Source organism: Streptomyces sp. NPDC004051 (assembly GCF_053604275.1).
Map to the genome: position 1 here is coordinate 91,443 of NZ_JBSGHG010000003.1, position 24,611 is coordinate 116,053.

The window sequence follows — 24,611 nt, forward strand, 5'->3', positions numbered from 1 at the left end:
GGGCCGCACGCACCGCGTCCGTTCCGGGCGCCGTTCGGTGGCGGCGGCTCAGCCCGCGAACCAACGCACCGGCTTCGGCGCGAGGTTCTGGTAGACGTGCTTGGTCTCGCGGTACTCGGCGAGGCCGGCCGGGCCGAGTTCGCGGCCCACTCCGCTCTTGCCGAAGCCGCCCCACTCCGCCTGCGGGAGGTAGGGGTGGAAGTCGTTGATCCACACGGTGCCGTGGCGCAGCCGTCCGGCCACCCGCCGGGCGCGGCCCGCGTCGGCGGTCCAGACGGCGCCGGCCAGCCCGTACTCGGTGTCGTTGGCGAGGGCGACGGCCTCGTCCTCGGTGCGGAAGGTCTCGACGGTGAGGACCGGTCCGAACACCTCCTCGCGCACCACCCGCATCTCGCGGTGGCAGTGGTCGAGGACGGTCGGCTCGTAGAAGTAGCCGGCCTCGGGCCGGTCGGCGGACGGCTCGGGCCGCTTGCCGCCGGAGCGCAGCACCGCCCCCTCCTTCAGCGCGGAGGCGACGTACGCCTCGATCTTGTCGCGCTGCTGCTCGGAGACCAGCGGTCCGCACTCGACACCGTCCGCGGTGCCCCGGCCGAGCCTGATCTTCTCGGCGCGGCGGGCGAGTTCGGTGACGAAGCGGTCACGGACCGACTCCTCGACGATGAGCCGGGAGCCCGCCGAGCAGACCTGGCCGCTGTGGATGAAGGCCGCGTTGAGCGCCTGGTCGACGGCGGTGTCGAAGCCGTCCTTGGTGGCGCAGGCGTCGGCGAAGACCACGTTGGGGTTCTTGCCGCCGAGTTCGAGGGCGACCTTCTTCACACCCGGCGCGGCGGCCTGGGCGACCTTGGCGCCGCTGACCAGTCCGCCGGTGAAGGAGACCAGGTCGACGTCGGGGTGCTCGGCGAGCCGGGCGCCCACGGTGTGACCGGGCCCGGTGACGATGTTGGCGACCCCGGCGGGCAGCCCCGCCTCGATCAGCAGGTCGATGAGCGCCACAGTGGTCAGCGGGGTGATCTCGCTGGGCTTGACGACGAAGGTGTTCCCGGCCGCGAGGGCGGGGGCGATCTTCCAGCTGGCCTGGAGCAGCGGATAGTTCCAGGGCGTGATCATGGCGCAGACGCCGACCGGCTCGTGCACGACGACGCTGTGGACGTCGGCGGAACCCGCGTCGACGACCCGGCCGGGGGCCTCCCCGGCGACCAGGTCGGCGAAGTAGCGGAAGGCGTCGGCGACACAGTCGATGTCGACGCGCCCCTCCTCTGCGGTCTTGCCCGCGTCCCGGCTCTCCAGCAGGCCGAGCTTCTCCCGGTCCCGGACGAGGAGAGCGGCGACGCGGCGCAGCAGCGCGGCCCGCTCGGCGACGGGGGTGTGCGGCCACGGGCCCTCGTCGAACGCCCGCCGGGCGGCGGCCACCGCCAGGTCGGCGTCCTTCTCGTCGCCCTCCGCGACCACGGCGAACGGCAGCGCGTCCGCGGGGTCGAGGATCTCGCGGGTGGCCCCCGAGAGGGCCGCCCGCCACTCGCCTCCCGCGTGGATCGAGGTGCGCACCTGAAGCTCTGTACTGTCCGCCATGACCGTCTGCTGCCTTCCGTTCCTGTTCAGCGCCCATGAGTGACACAGGTCCAGTGACCAGGTCGAGTCACACGGGCGTCACCCACGGAACGGGATGGCGCCTTCCCCCGGGTTCCGAATGCATGCGCGATTTCCTGCGGGAAGTGCGCAACGCCACACACCACGCGAGCAAAGCAGCCGAAAACGACCCGTACATCCGGCCGGGTTCGGTTCAGCCGGAGCTCGTGGCCGTCCCACAGGTGGTGTCCGGCGGGCAGAAGTGTTCGAGGGCGATCCGGATCAGCTCGCGCTCGTCCTCGTGGCCGTCGGAGTCGGCCCCGTAGGCGGCGAGCGCGTACAGCTTGCCGTCGGCGGCCTGGAAGCGCAGGTCGACGACGTGCCAGGTTCCGATGTCGGGCTCTTCCCTGAACGAGTCGGCGAGGTACTCCAGCCGGGAGCCGGTGAAGTCGCCGTCGTCCAGCGTCTCCAGGGAGAGCTGCTCGAACCCGGGGGCCTTCGGGGTGGCGTCGGAGAGGAACAGTTCGTACGACGCGTCAGGCGAGGGCTCCGCCACCTCGAACACCTGGAGCCGCCTGCCGCCGTCGGGACTGCGGTAGTTGACCACGTCCATGCCGTACTGGGAGGACACGCTGCTACGGACCCATCCCGCGGGGCGGACGATGGTGAAGCCCTCGGAGTCGGCGTACCGGTCGTAACCGGCGGGGACGGTGCCGTCCGGGTCCGGGGCGGACGGCCCGGACCGGTCGGTGGAGGACGGCGGTCGGCTCGGGACGGGCGGCTCCTCCGGTCCGGAGGTCCCGGACCCGGGCCCGGACCCGGCGGACTGTGACACGCCCGCCGAGGGGGCCCTGCCGTCTCCCTGGCCGTGCGCCCCCTCGCCGCCTCCCAGGGTCTGGATCAGCACCAGCCCCACGACCACCCCGACCACGGCGGCCCCGCCCGTCACGGCCCACAGCCGCCTCCGGTCGAGCCCGTACCGAGCCGGTGCCGGGTGCCCGGGCGGGACGGGCTCTTCCCCGAGGGTGTGGGGCAGCTCGGGGGACGTCCACGCGGCCGGCGAGGCACCGCCGCCCGACCACTGGAGGCTCGTGAGGGTGGGAGTGCCGGAGGGCGGAGCAGCCGGGGGCGGCGGCACGGCAGGGGGCGGCGGTACGGCCGGTACGGCCGCGTCCTCCGTCCCTCCGCGCTCCCCCGCGCCCCCCTCCTCCCAGCGCTGGGCCTCCTCGTTCCAGTACCGCGGTGCTCCGCCCATCGCTTCCCCCTCGTTTTCCTCGCTCTTCGCGTTCCCCGCGTCGTGCCGCCCGTCGGCGTCACATCCCGAGCAGGCCCGCCACGGTCCCCGCCGAGGCGAGCAGTCCCGTGATGGTTTCGGCGTCCGCGAGCAGATCGCGCAGCCGCCGCCGACGGCTCTCCGCGGCCGTACCGGTCCGGTCGATCTCCTCCTCGGTGTCCGCCAGGGCCTCGTCCAGGCGTGCGGTCTGCTCGCTCTGCCGCAGCCGGGCCAGATCGGCCCGCAGTTCCCGTACCGCGGCGAGCAGTTCCTCCGCGGCGGCGTCGCGCGACGCCGGGGTGCCGTGGTGGCTCTCCGCGTGCGCGTTGCTGCCGATGGCGAAGGTACTGCCGTGGACGTCCCCCAGGCGGACGCCCGGCTCCTCACGTGCCGTCATCGTCGGAGGCTCCCCTCTGCGGCACGGGGCCGCCGGTGGTGGCGCTGGAGTTCTCACCGATGGCGAAGGTGGAGCCCTCGACCCGGTTGATGTTGACCGCGCCGTTGCTGATGTTCACGATCTTCTGGACGAACTCGCCGGTCTCGTAACCGGCGTCGGCGAGCGCCAGGCGCACCCCGTGCCCGACGCGGTCCTGAATGCTCCGGAGATAGCGGGCCACGTCCATCTCCTGGAACGTGGACTGCGCAGCCGTCGCGGCCAACTCGCGCACCGAGAGGGCGGGCCCCTCGGGCAGCGCGCTCCGGTGGTCCCCGGTGAGCAGCCGCCACCCGAAGACCGCGCCGCGGAACAGGGAGACCAGAGCCCGGCCCGCGGAGCCGGGCGTCAGGGTGGCCGCCGAGACGATCCTGTCCAGCATCGGGCCGGTGCGGACCGCGTGCGCGACGTGGTCGGCGCGTTTGAACTCCCGGCGCACCGGGGGCATGACGTGCGGGGCGATCTCCAGCATGAGCATGCGGCCCTGGGTGTGGACCCGCACGTACACCGTGACGCCCAGTTCCTCCCCCCAGGCGCCGACCCGGATCCGCAGGAAGTGCCGCCGCTTCTCGCCGCCCTCCTCGACCGCCCGCAGCAGGTGCCGCTCGAACGCCTCCGGCGTGTAGGTGGCCTGGTCGCGGTCGGTCAATCCCTCCACGGGGAGGAACACGCACTCGTCGATCTCCAGTCCGCGCAGCCGGTCGCGCACAGGGGTGCTCGCGTGCTCGGCCGGTTCACGGAGCTGCTCGATCAGTGGCCGGACCCGGTCGAGGATCACACGGTTGCCGAGCGGCTGCCGGTTCTTCAGCCCCTCGTCCGGCCGGAGCTCCACGGCGAGCACCCAGGTGTCGTACGCGGCGCCCGATCCGCAGAACGGACGCTCCTCGTCGTACATGATCAGCGGAGTGTGCTGCTCCCGCCGGACGCGCCGCATCAGCCGGGCGAACCGCTCCCCCTCTCCCCTTTCCGCGGGGTCGTTCGCCACATCCGGGAAGTGCCGCGGGGACAGCTCCATGCCCAACACGCGGGCGAACCCCTCACGCTGGGCCGTCGCACACCACGCGACCAGGACGACGACACCGATGCCCAGCCAGGCACGCCAGGGCTCGACCGCCTCGACGAAGGGCAGACCCAGAGCGTCGGGATCACTCGACCCGTACGAACCGGACGAGGAACCGGAGCCGCCGGGACCGGCCCCGAAGGCCGCGGCGACGACCAGCACCGCGTACACCGCGAAGAGGACGCGGCCTCCCCAGCTCAGCACGGATGCGAACAGCTGCCGGTGCGGGGGCGGCGGCTGGGCACCGCCCCTGGCCCAGGGCGCGAGGCCGAGCAGCAGGCCGGCCAGCAACAGGCCGGCCAACGGCCCGCCGGTCACCGCCGTGCCCACCACCCAGAGCCCGGCGATCCCCGCGGACCAGCGCAGCTCCTGTCGACGGGCCCGCAGCGCATGGGCGAGGACCCGGGCGGCGTCGATGCCCAGCGACGGCGCCACGAAGCGTTGTTCGTGGAGGTACAGCTCGTCGATGACGCGGTCGCGGTACTCGGGGTCCAGGTAGACGCCCCCGCACAGCAGCCGGGTCGCCTCGCTCGTGTGCGGCGGGACGGACAGGACCTCCGGCGGGGCCGGGCCGTCCGGGTGGTGCGGTTGCTGCGGCACGTGGACAGTGCTCATGCCAGTCCCCCCGATGCTGCGTGCGCCTTCGGTGACAGAAGGGTTGACGAGCCATCAGCATAGGGGAGGCGCTAGGCCAAGGGGAACTGGTTTGTCAAGAGTGCGATCATGTGACACGCGTCAACGCCTGGCCAGAACTCCGTCCCCCGCGCGGACGGGCCCCGCACCGGTCGGTACCGGTGCGGGGCCCGTGGTCCATGATCGGACGGAGTGATCAGATGAGGCCGAGGCCGCGGACCGCCTCGCGCTCCTCCTCGAGCTCCTTGACCGAGGCGTCGATGCGGGCGCGGGAGAAGTCGTTGATCTCCAGACCCTGGACGATCTCGTACGTGCCGTCCTTCACGGTGACCGGGAAGGAGGAGATCAGACCCTCGGGGACGCCGTAGGAGCCGTCCGACGGGATGCCCATGGAGACCCAGTCGCCGTCGGCGGTGCCGTTGACCCAGGTGTGGACGTGGTCGACGGCCGCGTTGGCGGCGGAGGCGGCCGACGAGGCGCCACGGGCCTCGATGATCGCGGCACCGCGCTTGGCGACGGTCGGGATGAACTCCTCGGCCAGCCACTTCTCGTCGTTCACGACCTCGGCGGCGTTCTTTCCGGCGACGGTGGCGTGGAAGATGTCCGGGTACTGGGTGGCGGAGTGGTTGCCCCAGATGGTCAGGCGCTTGATGTCGGCGACCGTCGAACCCGTCTTCTTCGCCAGCTGGGTCAGCGCGCGGTTGTGGTCCAGCCGGGTCATCGCGGTGAAGCGCTCGGCCGGTACGTCCGGGGCGGCGGCCTGGGCGATGAGCGCGTTGGTGTTGGCCGGGTTGCCCACCACCAGCACCCGGATGTCGTCCGCGGCGTGGGCGTTGATGGCCTGGCCCTGCGGCTTGAAGATGCCGCCGTTGGCCTCCAGGAGGTCACCGCGCTCCATGCCCTTGGTGCGCGGGCGGGCACCCACGAGCAGGGCCACGTTGGCGCCGTCGAAGGCCACGTTCGGGTCGTCCGTGATGTCGATGCCCTGCAGGAGCGGGAACGCGCAGTCGTCCAGCTCCATGGCCGTGCCCTCGGCCGCCTTGAGCGCGGGGGTGATCTCCAGCAGGCGCAGCTTGACCGGCACGTCCGCGCCGAGCAGCTGGCCTGAGGCGATGCGGAAGAGAAGGGCGTAACCGATCTGGCCGGCCGCGCCGGTGACGGTGACGTTCACGGGAGTGCGGGTCATGGCGTTCTCCGTATGACAGCTGGCGGTGGGGCGTCCCGGCCCCGGGGTACGGATCCCGCTCCGGTGCGTGACCGGTGCCCGCCACGATGATCGATCACCGGTGCGGACGGATCATCGTGGCGATTACCGGTGATCGATCTCTTGGCGTCAAGAGAGATCCAGCGGTCAGGCTATCGCGGCATCCACGATCGTGGACGTGCAGGCTCCGTGTGGTCAGCCCCACAGGGTGACGAACGCGTACACGAGCGTGCCCGGGGGAAGGCGGCCGCCGGTCCGGGAGAGGGTCGGAGGCGGCCGCCGATCGGGGGACCGATCCTGCCGGACTCCCGTGGGGGGTGAGGTTCGCGTGCCCCGGTTCCGCCGTCCCATGCACACACCGCGCCACGAACTTCGGGTGCGGCTCCACGGGCGGCTTCGCGGCGCGCCTGCGGGTCGCCGCCTCGGCACCGCTCCCCCTACTCCGTGCACCCCTTCTCGCCGGAGGCCAGTACCACGCAGGCCTTGGCCTGTGCGCCGCTCTCGACCGCCATCATCGGGGTGTAGGCGACCGTGTCGCCGACCTCGGTGATGCTGTCGCTCTGCTTCGACCTGCCGCCGGCGATCTCGACCTCGTCCCCCTGCGCGGCCTGGGTGATCCGGCCCCACGCGGCGCCGCAGGTCTTGCTGTAGCGGACCTCGACCGTGGTGGCGCCGACGGTCGCCGTCTGCGTGGTGGTCACCAGCTCGCCGCTGCACCCCATGTTCTCCGCGTCCTTGCCGTCGCAGTCGTCGCCGCTGCACTTCACTCCGGCGGGCAGCTCCGCGGGGGCGGAGGCGGTGGGCGAGGGGGACTTCCCGGCTTCGGCCTTCTTGCCGTCGTCGATCCCGGTGACGTAGAACGCGGAGGCGATCACCACCAGCACTCCGACGGCACCGGTGAGGAACATCCCCGTCCGCCGCTTGCCGTCCGGCCCGCCGGAGCCGCCACGGCCGCCGCCGCCTCGGGGCGGCTCGGGAGGGGCGGCTGCGTCGCGGCGGCCCGAGGGGGCGGGCCCGGGGTACCCGGCCATGCCCCAGGAGTTCGTCCCGGAGGCGTCACGGACGTCCGAGGGGGTCGGCTGCGGCGGCACGCCCGGTGAGACGCCGACCGGTCCGGCGACGCCCGGCCGGGCCGGAGCGCCACCGCCCTTGCCGCCCCTGCCGTGCGACGACGGTCCGGCGAACTCGCTCAGCGCGGAGCGCGCCTGCGAGATCCTGATCGCCTCCATCGTCATGTCGTGCCGCATCTCCGAACGGCTCCAGGCCCGCTCGGCCAGCTCCCACATGGTGGTCAGGTGCACCGGATTGGTCCCGGTGACCTCGGCCAGGGCCACGATCGCGCCCTTGGGCGCGAGCAGCCGGCCGTTCAGATAACGCTCCCAGGACGTCTTGCTGTAGCCCGTGCTGTCGGAGACCGACGCGACGCTCAGACCGCTGCGGTCCACCACGCGCCTGAGCTGGCTCGTGAACTCCTTGATCTGCGGATCGAGTTCATCCGGCAAGGCCTTCCAACGAGGCATTGCTTCCCCCTCTTCCCCCGGTCGTACTGGTATGTCCCTCGCGTGTGGTGGCCCTCCGCCGAGTCGCCGCTCCGGCTACCCACATGGATGCCGCCGGTCAGGATCTCAGTTCCCGGGGTGGGGGCGCACAGGAGCGTCAGGGCCACGGGCGTGCGCCGTCGCGCGCTCACCCGCTCGTGGCCCAGTCTCCCACCGGCAGCCCCCTCGACCGACCAGAACCGGGCACAACACGGGAGGGTGGCACGGATCGTTCGGGTCCGCCAGGATCATCCCGGCGGTCCCGGCGGTCCTGGCGGTCCCGCCGGTCGTCCGAGGCGCCCTCCCTGTCGTGAACGGCGGCCCGTCCTCACCCCCGTGAAAGGGCGGGCCGCCGCCGGAAACAACCTTCCTGCACGGCGAACTCGCTGTTCAACGGCTGTCCGGGCGCTGTGGCACGGAAGTGACCGTTCCGCTACGCCCCCCGGATCCCCCGGACCGTCCCGGGACAGGCCCCTACCGCTGATCGCCGACCGTGAAGTGCAGGGTGTCCTCCAGGAACGGGATCTCCAGCAGCGGCTTGGGCTGCATCATCAGCGCCAGCAGCACGATCGCCAGTCCCAGCACGCCGTACGTGACGATGTCCGTGAAGCGGGAGCGCACGGCGAGCATGCCGACATCCGGCAGCGCCCAGCGGAGCACTCCGCCCGCCAGCAGCGCCACGCCGATCAGCAGCGTGCCGCTCCGGAACAGGTCGAACACGGTCAGCAGCAGGCCGAGCCCGGCCGTGAGCAGCACGGCGAGGATCGGCCACTGCCGGGCGGGCGCGGGAGCGTCGCCGGGGGCGGCCCGGCCACCGCCCTCCGGGCGGGCGGTGTCCCTGGTGAACCGCGGGAAGCGACGGGTGGTGCGCCGCGGCTTGCCCTCGGCGTCGGGTGCGCTGACCGGATCGGGGGCCTTGGCGAGTTCGGGCGCCGTGCCGTCCTCGGCCTGCGCCGAGGCCGACGGCGGCTCCGGCTCCGACCCGGGCGCCCGCGCCTCGCGGGCCTCGCTGTCAGCCGACACTGCGCTCCGCCGCCTCCACCACGTTGACCAGCAGCTGGGCCCGGGTCATCGGACCGACACCGCCGGGGTTCGGGGAGACCCAGCCGGCCACCTCGGCCACGTCCGGGTGGACGTCACCCACGATCCTGCCCTCGGCGTTGCGGGAGACCCCGACGTCCAGGACGGCCGCACCGGGCTTGACGTCCTCCGCGCGGACCAGATGGGCGGAGCCGGCGGCGGCGATGATGATGTCCGCGCGCTTCAGGTGCGCCGACAGGTCGCGGGTGCCGGTGTGGCACTGGGTCACGGTGGCGTTCTCGCTGCGCCGGGTCAGCAGCAGCGGCATCGGGCGGCCGATGGTCACTCCGCGGCCGACCACCACGACCTCGGCGCCCTTGATCTCCACGCCGTAGCGGCGCAACAGGGTGAGGACGCCGTTGGGGGTGCAGGGCAGCGGGGCCGGCTCGTTCAGGACGAGGCGGCCGAGGTTCATCGGGTGGAGGCCGTCGGCGTCCTTGTCCGGGTCCATGAGTTCGAGGATGCGGTTCTCGTCGATGCCCTTGGGCAGCGGCAGCTGGACGATGTATCCGGTGCAGGCCGGGTCCTCGTTCAGGTCACGGACGACCGCCTCGATCTCCTCCTGCGTGGCCGTCTCGGGCAGCTCCCGCTGGATGGAGGCGATGCCGACCTGGGCGCAGTCGCGGTGCTTGCCGGCGACGTACTTCTGGCTGCCGGGATCGTTGCCGACGAGGATCGTGCCGAGGCCGGGCGTGACGCCCTTCTCCTTCAGCGCCGCCACGCGGGCGGTCAGATCGGACTTGATCGCGGCTGCGGTGGCCTTGCCATCGAGAATCTGGGCGGTCATGGCCCCATCCTCGCGGATGACCGGGCCCCGGTTCCAATCCGCACGCACTCGGCCCGCACTCGGCCCGCACTCCGAATGCGCTCCGGATGGGTTCGGCCCGCGCTCCGGACGCGGCTCCGGGCGCGGCTCCGGGCGCGGCTCCGGGCGACCGTGGGATTCGCAATCCCGTACTTCACCTTCAGTCCACCCTCGAACCGGCCGTGTTTCACCTGTATCCGGCCAAGATCAGCAATGTTGCACTTGCACAACACATACCGCCTGCGGCTGGACAACCGGCAGATCGGTCAAGAACGATGAACGACACGGTGCCGCGGGCAAGAACCGGGGGGACGGACCGCGTCTGCAGAACTTCCTCCGACCTGCGCCCCGCGTCGTCCCCGCACCCGCAGCGACAACGGAGGAAGAAGCGCCATGAGTTTCGGCGACCCGAACAACCCCTACGGCCAGCCGCCGCAGGGCCAGCAGCCCCCTGGCGCCCCCGGGTACGGCTATCCCCAGCAGTCCCAGCAGGGGTACGGCTATCCGGCGGCGCCGCCGGTGGGCGCCTACCCCGGCGCCCCGGTGCCGACGTCCATGCCGGGAACGGTGAGCACGGCCCGTGTGCTGCTGTGGGTCATCGTGGGCCTGCAGCTCATCGGCGTGGCGCTGTTCGCGATCAGTGCCGTGGGCGTGGAGGCCGCGAAGAACGATCCGGCGCTGAGTGAGGAGCCCGCGTTCGAGCAGCTCGCCGACTACTCGTCCGGCCTGCTCTGGGGTCTGACCCTGTTCGCGCTGGCGTGGGGCGTGTTCGCGCTCGTGCTGGCCGTCAAGTTCGGCAAGGGCGGCAACGGTGTCCGCATCACCGCGCTGATCTTCGGCATCATCACCGCCATCCTCGGCATCTACCCCTTCATCGTGGTGGGCCTGATCCACACGGTGCTGGCGGTCCTGATCGCCGTGTTCGTCGGCAACGCCGCGGGCAGCGCCTGGTTCAACCGCCCGCGCTACTGAGGGCGACCGCCCCGAGCACACCGCCGCCGAGGGCCGTGTCTCCCCTGACGGGTGGGACACGGCCCTCGGCGCGTCCGGGGCGAGCGGATCCGGAAACGGCGGAAGCGGCAGGGGCCGTCTCCGGCCCGGGCCGGCGCGCCCGTGGTGTCCCCGGGGCCGGCCGGCTACGAGGTGGGAGGACGAGCAGGGGGTTCGTCCGCCCGGTCGCCCGTGTGAGCGGCCGGGCGGACGATCCGATCCGTCAGTGGAAGAAGTGGCGCGTGCCCGTGAAGTACATCGTCACGCCGGCCTTCTTCGCCGCTTCGACGACCTGCTCGTCACGGACCGAACCGCCCGGCTGGACCACGGCCCTGACGCCCGCCTCGGTGAGGACCTCCAGGCCGTCCGGGAAGGGGAAGAAGGCGTCCGAGGCGGCATAGGAGCCCCGGGCGCGCTCGGCGCCGGCCCGCTCCACCGCCAGCTTCGCGGAGTCGACGCGGTTGACCTGGCCCATGCCGACGCCGACCGAGGCGCCGTCCTTGGCGAGCAGGATCGCGTTGGACTTCACGGCCCGGCAGGCCCGCCACGCGAAGGCCAGCTCGGCCAGCTCCGCCTCGGAGAGGGCCTCGCCGCCGGCCAGCGTCCAGGTGGCCGGGTCGTCGCCCTCGGCCTGGAGGCGGTCGGCGACCTGGAGCAGGGCGCCGCCGTCGATCGGCTTCACCTCGACGGGGGCGGCCGGGGCCTCGGGGGCGCGCAGCACGCGGATGTTCTTCTTCTTGGCGAGGGCTTCGAGGGCGCCGTCCTCGTAGTCCGGCGCGACGATGACCTCGGTGAAGATCTCCGCGACCTGCTCGGCCATCTCCTTGGACACCGGCCGGTTGACCGCGATCACGCCGCCGAACGCGGACAGCGGGTCGCAGGCGTGCGCCTTGCGGTGCGCCTCGGCGACGTCCGCGCCGGTCGCGATGCCGCACGGGTTGGCGTGCTTGATGATCGCGACGGCCGGCTCGGCGTGGTCGTACGCGGCACGCAGCGCGGCGTCGGTGTCGGTGTAGTTGTTGTAGGACATCTCCTTGCCGTGCAGCTGCTCGGCCTCGGCGAGGCCGCCCGTGCCGGAGACGTACAGAGCGGCGGGCTGGTGCGGGTTCTCGCCGTAGCGCAGGGTGTTCTTGCGCTCCCAGGTGGCGCCGAGGAAGTCGGGGAACGGCGACTCGTCGACGGGGGCGTAGTCGGAGGCGAACCAGGAGGCCACCGCCACGTCGTACGCGGCGGTGTGCCGGAAGGCCTCCGCGGCCAGCCGCTTGCGGGTGGTGAGGTCGAAGCCGCCGTCGCGGACCGCGGACAGGACGTCGGCGTAGCGGGCGGGGTCGGTGACCACGGCGACGGACGGGTGGTTCTTGGCGGCGGCGCGGACCATGGAGGGGCCGCCGATGTCGATCTGCTCCACGCACTCGTCGGGCGTCGCACCGGAGGCGACGGTCTCACGGAACGGGTAGAGGTTGACCACGACCAGGTCGAACGGCTCCACGCCCAGCTCGCCGAGCTGCTGCCGGTGGCTGTCGAGGCGCAGGTCGGCGAGGATGCCGGCGTGCACCTTCGGGTGCAGGGTCTTGACCCGGCCGTCCAGGCACTCGGGGAAGCCGGTCAGCTCCTCGACCTTGGTGACGGGGACGCCCGCGGCGGAGATGCGGCCGGCAGTGGACCCGGTGGAGACGAGTTCGACGCCCGCCTCGTGCAGGCCACGGGCGAGCTCCTCGAGCCCGGTCTTGTCGTAGACGCTGACGAGCGCCCGTCGGATGGCCCGCTTGTTGCTCTCGGCGGTCACTGGATAACTACCTTTCGTCCCTCGATGCGATAGCCGTTGCGGGCGAGCCGCCCCACGACCTCGACGAGCAGCCTTCGCTCGACTTCCTTGATGCGCTCGTGCAGCGCGCTCTCGTCGTCCTCGTCCCGGACCTCCACCACGCCCTGCGCGATGATCGGCCCGGTGTCGACACCGTCGTCGACGAAGTGGACGGTGCAGCCGGTGACCCTGGCGCCGTACGCGAGCGCGTCCCGTACCCCTTGGGCTCCGGGAAAACTGGGCAGCAGGGCGGGGTGGGTGTTGACGAACCGCCCGCCGAAGCGCGCGAGGAACTCCTTGCCCACGATCTTCATGAACCCGGCGGACACCACGAGGTCGGGCTCGTGGGCGGCGACCGCCTCGGCGAGCGCCGCGTCCCACTCCTGGCGGTCGGCGAAGTCCTTGACCCGGCACACGAAGGTCGGCAGCCCGGCGCGCTCGGCGCGGGCGAGCCCCTCGACGCCCTCACGGTCGGCGCCGACGGCCACGATCTCGGCTCCGTACGCACCGGCGCCGGTGGCGGCGATCTCGTCGAGGAGCGCCTGCAGGTTGGTGCCGGATCCGGAGACCAGCACGACGAGGCGCCTGGGGCGCTCGGCCACGGGCTCGGCAGCCACGGTGGGGCCCTTTCTCGGGAGCGCTCGTGCGGTCGGGGACACAGCGCTTTGTATATTCGTACGAATGCTTCGCCCCCTCGGATACGGGGAAGCCTACGAAGCGGCCGACCGTCAGCAACGATACCGGCACACGGGACGGCCCCCACGGGACGGGGGCGTGGCTGGAAGGTAGCGTCTGGGAAGAGCCGGTCCGGGAACGTTCCCGGACGCCCGGGAACGCTCGGGTCGCCCGGGAACGCCTCCTGTGCGCCGAGCGTTCTCAGGAGGGGCCCGGGGCCGGGGGCGGGCGGAACATTCCGGCTCGGCCGTGGAAGTCGTCCGTAGCCAGTCGTACTCGATCAGTCGCACTTCGTCGAAGTCGCACTTCGTCCAAAAGGGGAAGACGCTCACTTGATGCCGGACCGCAGCCTGCGATTCCTCACGTTCCCCCAGCCGTCGGCGCAGGGAGGGGAGCGTGGCGCCGTGCTGCTGCGGGAGCGCCACTCCTCACCTCCCGAGACGCCCCGGGACGGGGGCGGCGGCGAGCGGCGCCGCGGCTCCGAGGAGAACAACCCGTTCGCGCCGCCCCCGGAGGGGACCCCCGACCAGCCCTGGCAGCCCCGGCACCCGTCCGGCGACGAGGGCGGGGACGGCGGCCGCTCCCCGTGGGGCGGGCGGTGGAGCGACCGGCAGCCCGGCCGTTCCTCGGGCGGCTTCGGCGAGCGCCCGCGCGGCCCGGAGGGGCAGAACGGCGGCAACGGCGGGAAGGGCGGCCCCCAGGGCCCCGGCCTGCGCTGGGACCCGACGGACCCGGTCCAGCGCCGGGCGCGTTACTCCCTGCTGTCCGGCATGTGGGCCTTCTTCTTCGCCCTGTTCAGCTGGCCCTACGTCGCACTGCTGCTGGGCGCGCTCGCCCTGTACTGGGCGATCAGCGCCCTGCGCGCCAAGCCCCGCGCGGCCTCCGACCCCGACTCCCCGGCGCCGGCGCAGACCGGCCGTCCGCAGACCACGGCCGCGGTGAGCGGGCTGGTCACGGCCTCCCTGGCGCTCGTCCTGGTCGCCGCCAGTTTCACGGCACAGCTGGTGTACCGGGACTACTACACCTGCACGCAGGACGCCCTCACCCAGCAGGCCAGGCAGTCCTGCGAGACCCTCCTGCCGGACGGGCTCCGGAACTTCCTCGGGACGGCCGACTGAGAGACCTGCCGACAGCCGCTCCCGCACACCAGAGCCGCCCCCTCACAGCGCAGGGGGCGGCTCTGGTGTGTCCGGGGGACCGGGAGCGCGGGGCGCGGGGGGAACCGTGGGAGTGCGGGGGGTCGGGAGAACGGCGGGGGGCGGGAGAGCAGCGGGTCCGGCCGGGGCGGGGTCCGCGGGCAGGAGGTCGTAGGGGCTGGAGGCGGCCGGGGGCCGCCGCGCGCCCGTGGTGCGCGGCCCGTCCTTCGCCGGCCGCCTGCGCGGCCTCCCGATCCTCGGCATCCTCGGCACCCGCACCCGCAACCACGCCTGCGCCCGTGCCTCCGCCGGCGCCTTCACCGGTGTCCGTGCCGCCGGTTCGTCCTGCGGCGGGCGGCACCGCCGTGCCCGTACCACCAGGGCCGTCGCCATGGCCAGCGGGCCGAGCCACGCCAGCGTCGCGCCTCCCGTCTGCCACCACACCGGCCCGAACCGGGAGAGCGCCGCGCCCCCCATCGGCCCGCCCGCCAGCGCGGCGGACAGCGCCAGCAGGGCCGCACACAACACCGCCGCCGTCCCGGCGGCGCCGACCGTCAGGCTCCGCGACCAGGCCGTGTCCGGCGCCGGGCACCCGGCGGCCTCCGTGGCGCCCTTCCCGACCAGCCACCCCGTCACCACACCGGCCGCCAACGGCACCGCTCCGGCCGCCCAGTTCACCGGCGTTCCCGGTCCCGCGTCCGGCACCGCCGCCAGCAGCGGGAAGGCGGGCAGCAGCGGGGCCGGGGCGGAGGCGAGCGGGGTCACGGCGCTGCCGACCCCGAGGAGGAACCCGGGGCCCAGCGCGTAGGCCGCCGCCCACACCGCCGCGTTCGGCAGCAGCACGACGCCGAGCAGCAGCACCGCGGCCCGCCCCGACCATCCCTCCGTCAGCCGCAGAAAGGCCGCCTGGGCCTCCCCGCCGTGCCACACCAGCGACACCGTCAGCAGCAGTGCCCCGCCGCCGACGAGCACCGCGGCCCCGGCCGCCGCCGCGCGTGCCGCGACCCCGAGGCGGCCGTCCGGGCCGAGGAGCAGATGGCGTGCCCTCCTCGGCAGCAGTGCTCCCACAGCCTGTTCCAGCGGCCCCCTGGGGCAGCCGTACGCCCGCCACACCCCCGCCCCCGCGGCCAGCACGGCGACCAGCGGAATGCACACGACCACCGACGCCCACGCGGGCCGCAGCGCACCGCCCGCGGCATAGAGCGCGGCGGGCACACCGACGGCCAGGTAGCCGAGGACGACGCCCGCCCATGCCGTCGGGCCGTCGACGAGCGGAGCGTCGTCCGACGCGTCCCCGTCCGACGCCTCCCCGTCCGTGGCGTCGCGGGCCGCCCGGTGCAGCAGCCACACCGGGACCGTGAGCAGCAGCAGCGGCGGAACGCCCACGGGCGCCGGCACACCGGAGAGCGTGTCGGCGCGGATCAGCTCGGTGCCGTGCGCCAGCAGCCACAGCGCCGCCGCGATGTGCAACGCGCCGTCAGGTCCGCTGTCGGGGTAGGGCGAACTGATCCACAGCAGGATCACGAGCATGGCGAACGCGGCGAGTCCGAGTCCCGCGGCGAGAGCGCCGCCGAGGAGACCGGAGGTCAGTCCGGGCCGGTGGTCACGCATCCGGGCGAGCAGCAGGGCGGGCCTCGAGCGGCGGGCAGTCGTCTGGATCACGCCCGCCATGCTCCCAACGACACGCGCTTTCCCGGCGTAACGGGCGAAGCGCCGTTGTGTCGCTCAATATAACTTTATGTGCCTTTTTGCGCGAAGGGGCGTCCTGTGACACGGAGCCCCGCCACCCCCCTCCCCTCGCCCGAGGAACGGCGACGCCTGCGTGAATCCCGCTCGCTGACGCAGGCTCAGCTCGCGAAGCGGATCGGCGTCAGCCGCGAGACGGTGCGCGCGTGGGAGTCCGGTCGCGGCACACCGCGCGGCCGGAAGCGGGAGGCGTACGCGAAACTGCTGGCGGCCACACCGGCACCCGCGCCCGCGGGGCGACCCGGGCGGTCCGGGCGACCCAGGCGGTCCGAACGGCCCGGGCGGCCCTTCGAACACCCTGATCTCCCCGATCTCCCCGATCTCCTTGATTCCCTTGATCACCTCGGCCGCTCCGAGCGTCCCGAGCCGGCCCCCGCCCCGTCCGGCCGGGTGGGCGGCGATCCCTCCGCCCTGACACCCGCTCAGGCCTTCGACGCCCTGTACGCCTTCTGCGCCCCGGCGCTCGTACGGCAGGCGTATCTGCTGTCCGGCCGCCGGGGACTGGCCCGCGAATCGGTCGAGCGGGCCTTCCAGCTGGCCTGGGACCGCTGGCCCGAAGTGGCCCGCGACCGCGACCCGGCCGGTTGGGTGCGTGCGGCGGCACACGAGTGGGCGCTGTCCCCGTGGCACCGGTTGCGGCCCCGCCACCGGCGACCGGAACCGCCGCCCTCGGAGCCGGCCGAGCGGGAACTGCTGGACGTCCTGCTGCTCCTGCCACCGCCGTACCGCCGCACACTCGTGCTCCACGACGGTGTCGGCCTCGACCTGCCGGAGGTCGCGGCGGAGACGGAGGCCAGCACGCGGGCGGCGGTGAGCCGGCTGCTGCACGCGCACGAGATCGTCGCGGACCGGCTGCCGGAGTTGTCGGATCCGCGGGTGCTGCACGAACGGCTGACCGAGCTGGCCTCCTGCGAGCACCTGCGGTCCGCCGAGCCGCCGGAGGTGCGGGACGGCAGCGAGCGCAGGGCCCGGTTCTGGACCCGGGCCGTCGTCGCCTTCACGGTCGCGCTGATCGGCGTCACCGCGTTCACCCTGGCCACGGCGCCCACCCGCTACGACCCGCCGCCACCGCCCGGGGAGACCGTCCAGGGGGTACCGCCGCAGATGGCCCCCGGCCCCCTCTCGGAGCGGAAGCGAGAGCTGCGGAGCAAGCTCCGGAAGGAGCTGCAGCACGGCCCGCAACGGCTGGCACCGCAGCCGCGGTGAGGGGGCCCGAGCCGGAGCCTGGGCCTGCCCCTGAGCCTGGGCCTGGGCCTGAGCCTGAGACGACGGTGGGCCCGTCCCCCTGAGGGAACGGGCCCACTCGTGTGCTGCGGTCGCTCAGCCCGCGAGGAGCTCGCGCGCCAGCTTGGCCGTCTCGGTCGGCGTCTTGCCCACCTTGACGCCCGCGGCCTCGAGGGCCTCCTTCTTCGCCTGGGCGGTGCCGGACGAACCGGAGACGATGGCGCCGGCGTGGCCCATGGTCTTGCCCTCGGGCGCGGTGAAGCCCGCGACGTAGCCGACGACCGGCTTCTTCACGTTCTCCGCGATGTAGGCCGCGGCCCGCTCCTCGGCGTCGCCGCCGATCTCACCGATCATCACGATCAGGTCGGTGTCGGGGTCGGCCTCGAACGCGGCCAGCGCGTCGATGTGCGTCGTGCCGATGACCGGGTCGCCACCGATGCCGACGGCCGAGGAGAAGCCGATGTCCCGCAGCTCGTACATCATCTGGTACGTCAGCGTGCCGGACTTCGAGACCAGGCCGATCCGGCCCGGCTTGGTGATGTCGCCCGGGATGATGCCGGCGTTCGACTGACCGGGGCTGATCAGACCCGGGCAGTTGGGGCCGATGATCCGGGTCTTGTCGCCCTTCTCCACGGCGTACGCGTAGAACGCGGCCGAGTCGTGGACGGCGATGCCCTCGGTGATGACGACCGCGAGCGGGATCTCGGCGTCGATCGCCTCGACGACGGCGGACTTCGCGAAGGCCGGGGGTACGAAGAGGACGGACACGTTCGCGCCCGTCTTCTCCATCGCCTCGGCGACCGTGCCGAAGACCGGGATGTCGTTGCCGTCGATGTCGACGGAGGTGCCGGCCTTGCGCGGGTTCACACCGCCGACGATGTTCGTGCCGTCGGCCAGCATGAGCTTGGTGTGCTTCATGCCCGTGGCACCGGTCATGCCCTGGACGATGACCTTGGAGTCCTTGTTGAGGAAGATAGCCATGGCTGTTCTGTCCCTCGTCCCTTACTTCGCGGCCGCGAGCTCGGCGGCCTTGTCGGCCGCGCCGTCCATGGTGTCCACGCGCTGCACCAGCGGGTGGTTGGCGTCGGAGAGGATCTTGCGACCCAGTTCGGCGTTGTTGCCGTCCAGACGCACGACCAGCGGCTTGGTGACTTCCTCGCCCCGGTCCGCGAGCAGCTGCAGCGCCTGCACGATGCCGTTGGCGACCTCGTCGCAGGCGGTGATGCCTCCGAAGACGTTGACGAACACGGACTTGACGTCCGGGTCGCCGAGGATGATCTCCAGGCCGTTCGCCATGACGGCGGCGGAGGCGCCACCGCCGATGTCGAGGAAGTTGGCGGGCTTGACGCCGCCGTGCGCCTCACCGGCGTAGGCGACGACGTCCAGGGTGCTCATCACGAGCCCGGCGCCGTTGCCGATGATGCCGACCTCGCCGTCGAGCTTGACGTAGTTGAGGTTCTTCTCCTTGGCGGCGGCCTCGAGCGGGTTGGCCGCGGCCTTGTCGTGGAGCGCCTCGTGGTCGGGGTGCCGGAACTCGGCGTTGTCGTCCAGGGTGACCTTGCCGTCGAGGGCGAGGACGTCACCGGAGGCGACCTTGGCCAGCGGGTTGACCTCGACGAGGAGCGCGTCCTCGGCGATGAAGGTCTTCCACAGGGTGACGAGGATGTCGGCGACCTTGTCGGCCACCTCGGCCGGGAAGTTCGCGGCCTCGACGATCTCGCGCGCCTTCTCGGGGGTCACGCCCTCGTTGGCGTCCACCGGCGTCTTGGCGACGGCCTCCGGGCGGGTGGCCGCCACCTCCTCGATGTCCATGCCGCCCTCGACGGAGGCGATGGAGAGGAACGTGCGGTTGGCACGGTCGAGGAGGAAGGAGACGTAGTACTCCTCGACGATCTCCGGAGCGGTCTCGGCGATCATCACCTTGTGGACCGTGTGGCCCTTGATGTCCATCCCGAGAATGTCCGTCGCCCGGGCGACGGCCTCGTCCGGTGTGGCCGCCAGCTTCACGCCGCCGGCCTTGCCGCGTCCACCGACCTTCACCTGGGCCTTGACGACGGACTTGCCGCCCAGACGCTCGGTGATCTCGCGCGCCGCCTCAGGCGTGTCGATGACTTCACCGGCCAGCACCGGTACATCGTGCTTGGCGAAGAGGTCCCTCGCCTGGTACTCGAACAGGTCCACGCGCTTCCGTCCCTATCAGTGATTCGCGATTCGTTGGATGCGTGGGCGTGCCGCGAAGGGCAACGTGACTACGTCCGCAGTGTCACAAGGGGAGCGCACACGGTGTCCGAGCGCGCGGCATGTCCGTCTCGCAGGTTATCCCCGGTTGCAAGATGTATCTAAATCGCAGGTCACATCTGAGCGGTGAGACCTGTCACATGATGCCGGAAACCGTGACACACCGTGCCACCCGCACAAGACCCCACCGGGCGGGGACCGGCCCGGTGACGTTCGGCCGTCCGAGGTCGGACAGGCCCGCGAAGCCCTTGTTACTCGCGGGTCAGGTGCCCCATGCGCGAGGCACATGGGGCGTACGAGGCGCATGGGGGTGAACAGGGCATACGGGGCGTACAGGGTGTACGAGGCGGGCTCGCGCCCGGGCGGCCGGGGGAGGGCCTGCGCGGGTGCGCAACCTGCTTCGCGGTCCGTTCCTCCGGGTTCCTCACCCCGGGTCCGGTATCGGCAGCGGCCGCTTCTCGATCGCCGCGGCCATCACCTCCGGGAACAGGTCCGGCGTGCAGGCGAACGCCGGCGCGCCCAGCGCGGCGAGGGCCGCCGCGTGCTCCCGGTCGTAGGCGGGCGCCCCCTCGTCGGACAGCGCCAGCAGCGTCACGAACCGCACCCCCGACGCCTGCATCGCCGCGACCCGCTTGAGCATCTCGTCGCGGATGCCCCCCTCGTAGAGGTCGCTGATCAGTACGACCACCGTCTCCGCGGGCCGGGTGATCCGCGACTGGCAGTACGCCAGCGCCCGGTTGATGTCCGTGCCCCCGCCGAGCCGGGTACCGAAGATCACGTCGACGGGGTCGTCGAGCCGGTCCGTGAGGTCGACCACCGCCGTGTCGAACACGACGAGCCGCGTGCTGAGGGACCGCATGGACGCGAGCACCGCCCCGAACACCGAGGCGTGGACGACGGACGCCGCCATCGACCCGGACTGGTCGACGCAGAGGACGACCTCCTTCTTCACGGACCGCGCGGCACGCCCGTGGCCGATGAGCCGCTCGGGCACGACCGTCCGGTGCTCGGGGAGGTAGTGCTTGAGGTTGGCCGCGATCGTGCGGTTCCAGTCGATGTCGTGGTGGCGGGGCCTGCTGACGCGGGCGCTCCGATCGAGGGCGCCGGTGAGGGTGGCCCGGGTGCGGGTGGCGAGCCGCTTCTCCAGTTCGTCGACGACCTTGCGGACGACGGCCCGCGCCGTCTCCTTCGTCGTGTCGGGCATCGCCTTGCCGAGTGACATCAGCGTGCCCACGAGATGGACGTCGGCCTCGACCGCCTCCAGCATCTCCGGTTCCAGCAGGAGGGTGGCGAGCCCCAGCCGGTCGATGGCGTCGCGCTGCATGACCTGGACGACGGAGGAGGGGAAGTAGGTCCGGATGTCCCCGAGCCAGCGCGCCACCGACGGCGCGGACGCCCCCAGCCCCGCCGAACGCTCCCGCCCCGTCCGCGGCTTGTCCCCCTTGCCGTAGAGCGCGGTGAGCGCTCCGTCCATGGCGGCGTCCTGGCCGGACAGCGCGCATCCGGTGCCGTCGGCCGCATCCCCGCCGAGCACCAGCCGCCACCGGCGCAGCCGTTCCCGCGCCGGGTCCGTCACCGCTGCCGTCATACGTCCCCCTCCGTCCCCTGTTCCTCCGTCCGGTGCTCCTCCGTCCGGTGGCCGGGTGGCCGTCATCGCGCCGCTCCCACCAGGTCGGCGCCCGTGCCCCCGCCGTCCGCCTCTCCCGGTCCCAGCCCCAGCAGCAGCCGCACCACGGGCAGGACCGCGTCCGCCCGGTCGGCGTCGAGGCCGGCCGCGAAGCCGGGCGCCCCGCTCCCGGCGCCCGCCGCGCCGCCCCGTGCCCCCGGCCCGCGCCGGACCAGCTCGCCGAGCGTGCGCCGCACCCCGGGCTCGTACGCCGAGAAGGTGCGCCGCAGCAGCGGGAGCACGTCCGTGAACGCCTCCGCCGGCACTCCCGTCAGCCACGCGTCGACCAGTCCGAGGAGCCGCTCGTCGTGGACGAGGAGCAGTCCGTCCCCCGAGCCGCCGACGAACCCCTCGATCCACGCCGCCGCGTCCGCCGGGGACGTACCCGGTGACGACAGCGCCAGCCCCATCTGCCGGGCCGCCTCGTCCCGCGCCGACTCCCCGTCGTCCAGCAGCAGGCGGGCCGCCCGCCCCCGTACGACACCGGGCACGGTGTCCCGTGTCGCCAGCGTCCGCAGTGCCGACGCCCAGCGGGCGCGCAGGCCCCCGTGGCCCGGCGCGGGGACGTCGCCGAGGAGCCCCACCGCCCCGTGCACGGCGTCGAGATGGCGCCGCATCTCGTCGGCGGCGTCCGCGTCCAGTCCGGCGCAGGCCGGGGGCAGACCGATCAGGACCCGCTCCGCCAGTCCGGCGGCGACCTCGGCCAGGGCCGCGGTGCCGGTGCCGCGCACATCGCCGTAGCGCAGCGAGCGGACCAGGGCGGGCAGGGCCCGGGCGAGACGGCCGACGTCCGTGTCGAGGGCCGCGCGGTCGGTGAGTATCCGCATCACCGTGGGCAGTGCGTCGGGCAGTTCGGCCAGGAGGCAGTGCTCGGCGAGCCCGGTGACGGCGGCCAGGTCCCGCGCCGCGACGGCGTGCGCCTCCGCTTTGGCGGTCGCGGCGGCGAGTACGGTCGTCCCCCATGTCCCGGCCTCGGCGACCCGTACGGACAGCTCCGGCTCCCAGCACAGCCGCCAGGCCTCCCGGAACGTGCCCGTGCTTCCGTACGAGGCCGCCGGCTCCCCCCAGCCGACGCCGAGCAACCGCAGCCGGTGCAGCAGCCTGCTGCGCTGCCCGTCGGTCTCCCTGCGCAGGTCGAGTTCCAGTTCCCGCTCCGCGGCCTCGGGTTTCAGCCGCAGCCGGCGCTGGGTCCGGGTGAGGTCCCGCTGCAGGGGCACCGCGGGGGCCGTCGCCGGCACCTCGCCGAGCACGTCACCGACGATCAGCCGGTCGTGCACCAGTGCCAGCGGCACGTCGGAGCCCTCGCACATCACCGCCCGCACCGCGTCGGTCGTCTCACCCAGTCCGGGCAGGGGCCGGCCGCGCATCGCGGCGAGCGTCTCCGCCAGCCGTACCGCCTCGATGACATGGGCGGAGGAGACGATCCGGTCCTCGGCGCGCAGCAGCCCCGCCACCTTCGTCATCCACCGCTCGACCGGCCGGTCCTCCGCGCCGAACAGATGCCCGTACCAGCCGGGCGAGTCGATGCCCGCGCCGTAGCCGCTGAACCGGGACAGCCTGCGGTTCGTCCACGGCACCCACGTCATGTCCGTCCTGACCTTCGGCAGACCCCTGAGCAGGGCCCGGTCGGCGGTGACGGCGGTCTTCCGCCGCAACGCGGGCACGTGCCAGGCCCCGCAGACGACGGCCACGCCGCTCCCGGACTCCCGCTGCGCCGCCCGGACCTGGAGCCGCATGTACGCCTCGCGCACGAGGTCCCGGTCGTCTCCCCCGCTGCCGTACACCTCCCGCAGCGCCGTCATGGCCTCCTCCAGCGCGGCGAACGGGGCGAGCGCGTCGCCTTCCTCCCCCGCTCCGCGGTGCTCGACGACGTCCTCCCACCACCGCTCGGCGTCGTCGTACCCGGCGGCCTCGGCCAGCACCCGGAGCGGATCGATCCGCACACCGCCCTGCTGCCCGTTGTCCGCCTGCGCTCCGTCGTCCGGCTGCGCTCCGTCGCTCGCCTCGTCCCTTCCCCGGGCCAGGGTGTGAGCGGCCGGCAGGTCGATGAAGCGGGCCGGGACGCCGTGCTCCAGCGCCCAGTGGATCGCGACCCACTCCGGGGAGAACGCGGCGAGCGGCCAGAACGCCGAGCGGCCGGGCTCGTCCACCGCATGGGCGAGCAGGGCGACCGGCGGACGCATGCCGTCGTCCGCGGCGAGCGGAATCAGATCGTTCGCCTCCGGCGGGCCCTCGATCAGAACGGCCCCCGGACGGGCCTGCTCCAGGGCCGCCCGGACCGCCCGCGCCGACCCCGGCCCGTGGTGCCGCACTCCGAGCAGCAGCGGCCCCGCTGCCCGGCGGCCGCCGGGCAGCTCCGCCTCGCTCACGCGCCCGCCTCCCTGCAGGCCCGGTAGAAGTCCTTCCAGCCGTCGCGTTCACGGACGACGGTCTCCAGGTACTCCTGCCAGACGACGCGGTCCGCCACCGGGTCGCGGACGACCGCGCCGAGCATGCCCGCCGCGACGTCCCCGGCCCGCAGCACGCCGTCCCCGAAGTGGGCCGCCAGCGCCAGCCCGCCCGTGACCACGGAGATCGCCTCGGCGGTCGACAGGGTGCCGCTGGGCGACTTCAGCTTCGTCCGGCCGTCGGTGGTGACCCCGTCGCGCAGCTCGCGGAAGACGGTGACGACACGGCGGATCTCGTCGATGCCGTCGGGTGCGGGCGGCAGGTCGAGGGAGCGGCCGATCTGGTCCACCCGGCGCGAGACGATGTCGACCTCCGCCTCGGGCGTCTCGGGCAGCGGCAGCACCACGGTGTTGAACCGGCGGCGCAGGGCGCTGGACAGGTCGTTGACCCCCCGGTCCCGGTCGTTGGCGGTGGCGATCAGGTTGAAGCCGCGGACCGCCTGCACCTCCTGGCCCAGTTCCGGTATCGGCAGCGTCTTCTCCGACAGGATCGTGATCAGTGTGTCCTGCACATCGGCCGGGATCCGGGTCAGTTCCTCGATCCGGGCCGTCCGCCCCTCCGTCATCGCGCGCATGACGGGGCTGGGCACGAGGGCGTCGCGGCTGGGGCCGTGAGCGAGCAGCCGGGCGTAGTTCCAGCCGTAGCGGATGGCCTCCTCGGGTGTGCCGGCGGTGCCCTGGACCAGCAGGGTGGAGTCGCCGCTGACCGCCGCGGCCAGGTGCTCGGACACCCAGGTCTTCGCGGTGCCGGGCACGCCGAGCAGCAGCAGGGCGCGGTCGGTGGCCAGGGTGGTGACGGCGACCTCGACGATGCGGCGCGGGCCGACGTACTTCGGTGTGATCACGGTGCCGTCCGGCAGTGTGCCGCCGAGCAGGTAGGTGGCGACGGCCCACGGGGACAGCTTCCAGCGGGCCGGCCGCGGACGGTCGTCCTGCGCGGCCAGCGCGGTGAGTTCGGCGGCGAAGGCGTCCTCGGCGTGCGCCCGCAGCACCTCGGCCGCGGGCACGGGGCCGTTCCGGCTCGGATCGACGGATGCCGGGGCTACAGACGTCGGTTCGCCGGGCGTCGGTTCGACAGACACGGACATGGCGG

General features: G+C 73.1%; 19 protein-coding genes. 3 read left to right on the top strand and 16 right to left on the bottom strand.

Annotation, left to right across the window (positions count from 1 at the left end):
* Positions 1-48 precede the first annotated feature (48 nt).
* From ACWEQO_RS05725 to ACWEQO_RS05760, 8 genes are all read right to left on the bottom strand, one after another.
* Positions 49-1,569 (bottom strand): aldehyde dehydrogenase family protein, encoded by a 1,521-nt coding sequence (locus tag ACWEQO_RS05725; RefSeq protein WP_361450144.1) that lies wholly within the window; start codon positions 1,567-1,569, stop codon positions 49-51.
* A gap of 211 nt (positions 1,570-1,780) precedes the next feature.
* Entirely contained in the window at positions 1,781-2,821 is a 1,041-nt protein-coding gene (locus tag ACWEQO_RS05730) for a hypothetical protein (RefSeq protein WP_452979335.1), read from the bottom strand.
* Between the two features lie 58 nt (positions 2,822-2,879).
* Positions 2,880-3,236 (bottom strand): hypothetical protein, encoded by a 357-nt coding sequence (locus ACWEQO_RS05735; RefSeq protein ID WP_361450138.1) that lies wholly within the window; start codon positions 3,234-3,236, stop codon positions 2,880-2,882.
* A complete protein-coding gene (locus ACWEQO_RS05740) occupies positions 3,223-4,947 on the bottom strand; it encodes a hypothetical protein (protein ID WP_452979338.1) in 1,725 nt (574 codons plus the stop codon). The genes ACWEQO_RS05735 and ACWEQO_RS05740 overlap by 14 nt, the downstream gene beginning before the upstream one ends.
* Positions 4,948-5,161: 214 nt before the next feature.
* Positions 5,162-6,151 carry a malate dehydrogenase gene (locus ACWEQO_RS05745; protein WP_361450132.1) on the bottom strand — a complete coding sequence of 330 codons (990 nt, stop codon included), beginning with the start codon at positions 6,149-6,151 and terminating at the stop codon, positions 5,162-5,164.
* Between the two features lie 455 nt (positions 6,152-6,606).
* Positions 6,607-7,689, bottom strand: a complete 1,083-nt coding sequence (locus ACWEQO_RS05750; RefSeq protein WP_452979341.1) for a DUF2690 domain-containing protein — start codon at positions 7,687-7,689, stop codon at positions 6,607-6,609.
* Between the two features lie 492 nt (positions 7,690-8,181).
* Positions 8,182-8,730: a DUF3017 domain-containing protein gene (locus ACWEQO_RS05755; protein ID WP_361450126.1), complete on the bottom strand. Its 549-nt coding sequence runs from the start codon at positions 8,728-8,730 to the stop codon at positions 8,182-8,184.
* Entirely contained in the window at positions 8,720-9,574 is an 855-nt protein-coding gene (locus ACWEQO_RS05760; RefSeq protein ID WP_361450123.1) for a bifunctional methylenetetrahydrofolate dehydrogenase/methenyltetrahydrofolate cyclohydrolase, read from the bottom strand. The genes ACWEQO_RS05755 and ACWEQO_RS05760 overlap by 11 nt, the downstream gene beginning before the upstream one ends.
* Before the next feature lie 411 nt (positions 9,575-9,985).
* On the opposite strand from ACWEQO_RS05760, the gene ACWEQO_RS05765 reads away from it, so the two are divergent.
* Positions 9,986-10,564, top strand: a complete 579-nt coding sequence (locus tag ACWEQO_RS05765) for a hypothetical protein (protein WP_452979346.1) — start codon at positions 9,986-9,988, stop codon at positions 10,562-10,564.
* Between the two features lie 241 nt (positions 10,565-10,805).
* On the opposite strand, the gene purH is transcribed toward ACWEQO_RS05765, so the two are convergent.
* Positions 10,806-12,368, bottom strand: coding sequence for a bifunctional phosphoribosylaminoimidazolecarboxamide formyltransferase/IMP cyclohydrolase (purH, locus tag ACWEQO_RS05770; protein WP_361450117.1), 1,563 nt, complete (start codon positions 12,366-12,368; stop codon positions 10,806-10,808).
* On the bottom strand, positions 12,365-13,003 hold the full coding sequence (gene purN, locus ACWEQO_RS05775) for a phosphoribosylglycinamide formyltransferase (RefSeq protein WP_452979348.1): 639 nt from the start codon (positions 13,001-13,003) through the stop codon (positions 12,365-12,367). The genes purH and purN overlap by 4 nt, the downstream gene beginning before the upstream one ends.
* 393 nt (positions 13,004-13,396) lie before the next feature.
* On the opposite strand from purN, the gene ACWEQO_RS05780 reads away from it, so the two are divergent.
* Entirely contained in the window at positions 13,397-14,179 is a 783-nt protein-coding gene (locus tag ACWEQO_RS05780) for a hypothetical protein (protein WP_452979351.1), read from the top strand.
* A gap of 42 nt (positions 14,180-14,221) precedes the next feature.
* On the opposite strand, the gene ACWEQO_RS05785 is transcribed toward ACWEQO_RS05780, so the two are convergent.
* The gene (locus ACWEQO_RS05785; protein ID WP_452979353.1) at positions 14,222-15,868 is read right to left on the bottom strand and encodes a cell division protein PerM; all 1,647 of its coding nucleotides are present in this window, start codon (positions 15,866-15,868) and stop codon (positions 14,222-14,224) included.
* A gap of 96 nt (positions 15,869-15,964) precedes the next feature.
* Between ACWEQO_RS05785 and ACWEQO_RS05790 the strand changes: the two genes are divergently transcribed.
* Positions 15,965-17,149 carry a helix-turn-helix domain-containing protein gene (locus ACWEQO_RS05790; RefSeq protein WP_452979356.1) on the top strand — a complete coding sequence of 395 codons (1,185 nt, stop codon included), beginning with the start codon at positions 15,965-15,967 and terminating at the stop codon, positions 17,147-17,149.
* 114 nt (positions 17,150-17,263) lie between these two features.
* On the opposite strand, the gene sucD is transcribed toward ACWEQO_RS05790, so the two are convergent.
* From sucD to ACWEQO_RS05815, 5 genes are all read right to left on the bottom strand, one after another.
* Positions 17,264-18,148: a succinate--CoA ligase subunit alpha gene (gene sucD, locus ACWEQO_RS05795; protein WP_202278738.1), complete on the bottom strand. Its 885-nt coding sequence runs from the start codon at positions 18,146-18,148 to the stop codon at positions 17,264-17,266.
* Between the two features lie 21 nt (positions 18,149-18,169).
* Positions 18,170-19,348 (bottom strand): ADP-forming succinate--CoA ligase subunit beta, encoded by a 1,179-nt coding sequence (sucC, locus tag ACWEQO_RS05800; RefSeq protein ID WP_361450102.1) that lies wholly within the window; start codon positions 19,346-19,348, stop codon positions 18,170-18,172.
* A 481-nt stretch (positions 19,349-19,829) separates the two neighbouring features.
* Positions 19,830-20,993 (bottom strand): VWA domain-containing protein, encoded by a 1,164-nt coding sequence (locus tag ACWEQO_RS05805; protein ID WP_361450098.1) that lies wholly within the window; start codon positions 20,991-20,993, stop codon positions 19,830-19,832.
* A 62-nt stretch (positions 20,994-21,055) separates the two neighbouring features.
* On the bottom strand, positions 21,056-23,440 hold the full coding sequence (locus tag ACWEQO_RS05810; RefSeq protein ID WP_452979361.1) for a DUF5682 family protein: 2,385 nt from the start codon (positions 23,438-23,440) through the stop codon (positions 21,056-21,058).
* On the bottom strand, positions 23,437-24,606 hold the full coding sequence (locus ACWEQO_RS05815; RefSeq protein WP_452979364.1) for an ATP-binding protein: 1,170 nt from the start codon (positions 24,604-24,606) through the stop codon (positions 23,437-23,439). The genes ACWEQO_RS05810 and ACWEQO_RS05815 overlap by 4 nt, the downstream gene beginning before the upstream one ends.
* Positions 24,607-24,611: the final 5 nt, after the last annotated feature.

Coding starts and splice junctions, on each gene's coding strand:
- ACWEQO_RS05760 (WP_361450123.1), bottom strand. CDS start 9,574: ATGACCGCCCAGATTCTCGATGGCAAGGCCACCGCAGCCGCGATCAAG.
- ACWEQO_RS05725 (WP_361450144.1), bottom strand. CDS start 1,569: ATGGCGGACAGTACAGAGCTTCAGGTGCGCACCTCGATCCACGCGGGA.
- ACWEQO_RS05745 (WP_361450132.1), bottom strand. CDS start 6,151: ATGACCCGCACTCCCGTGAACGTCACCGTCACCGGCGCGGCCGGCCAG.
- sucD (WP_202278738.1), bottom strand. CDS start 18,148: ATGGCTATCTTCCTCAACAAGGACTCCAAGGTCATCGTCCAGGGCATG.
- ACWEQO_RS05815 (WP_452979364.1), bottom strand. CDS start 24,606: ATGTCCGTGTCTGTCGAACCGACGCCCGGCGAACCGACGTCTGTAGCC.
- ACWEQO_RS05730 (WP_452979335.1), bottom strand. CDS start 2,821: ATGGGCGGAGCACCGCGGTACTGGAACGAGGAGGCCCAGCGCTGGGAG.
- ACWEQO_RS05785 (WP_452979353.1), bottom strand. CDS start 15,868: ATGGCGGGCGTGATCCAGACGACTGCCCGCCGCTCGAGGCCCGCCCTG.
- ACWEQO_RS05805 (WP_361450098.1), bottom strand. CDS start 20,993: ATGACGGCAGCGGTGACGGACCCGGCGCGGGAACGGCTGCGCCGGTGG.
- ACWEQO_RS05780 (WP_452979351.1), top strand. CDS start 13,397: ATGCCGGACCGCAGCCTGCGATTCCTCACGTTCCCCCAGCCGTCGGCG.
- ACWEQO_RS05765 (WP_452979346.1), top strand. CDS start 9,986: ATGAGTTTCGGCGACCCGAACAACCCCTACGGCCAGCCGCCGCAGGGC.
- ACWEQO_RS05740 (WP_452979338.1), bottom strand. CDS start 4,947: ATGAGCACTGTCCACGTGCCGCAGCAACCGCACCACCCGGACGGCCCG.
- ACWEQO_RS05735 (WP_361450138.1), bottom strand. CDS start 3,236: ATGACGGCACGTGAGGAGCCGGGCGTCCGCCTGGGGGACGTCCACGGC.
- ACWEQO_RS05750 (WP_452979341.1), bottom strand. CDS start 7,689: ATGCCTCGTTGGAAGGCCTTGCCGGATGAACTCGATCCGCAGATCAAG.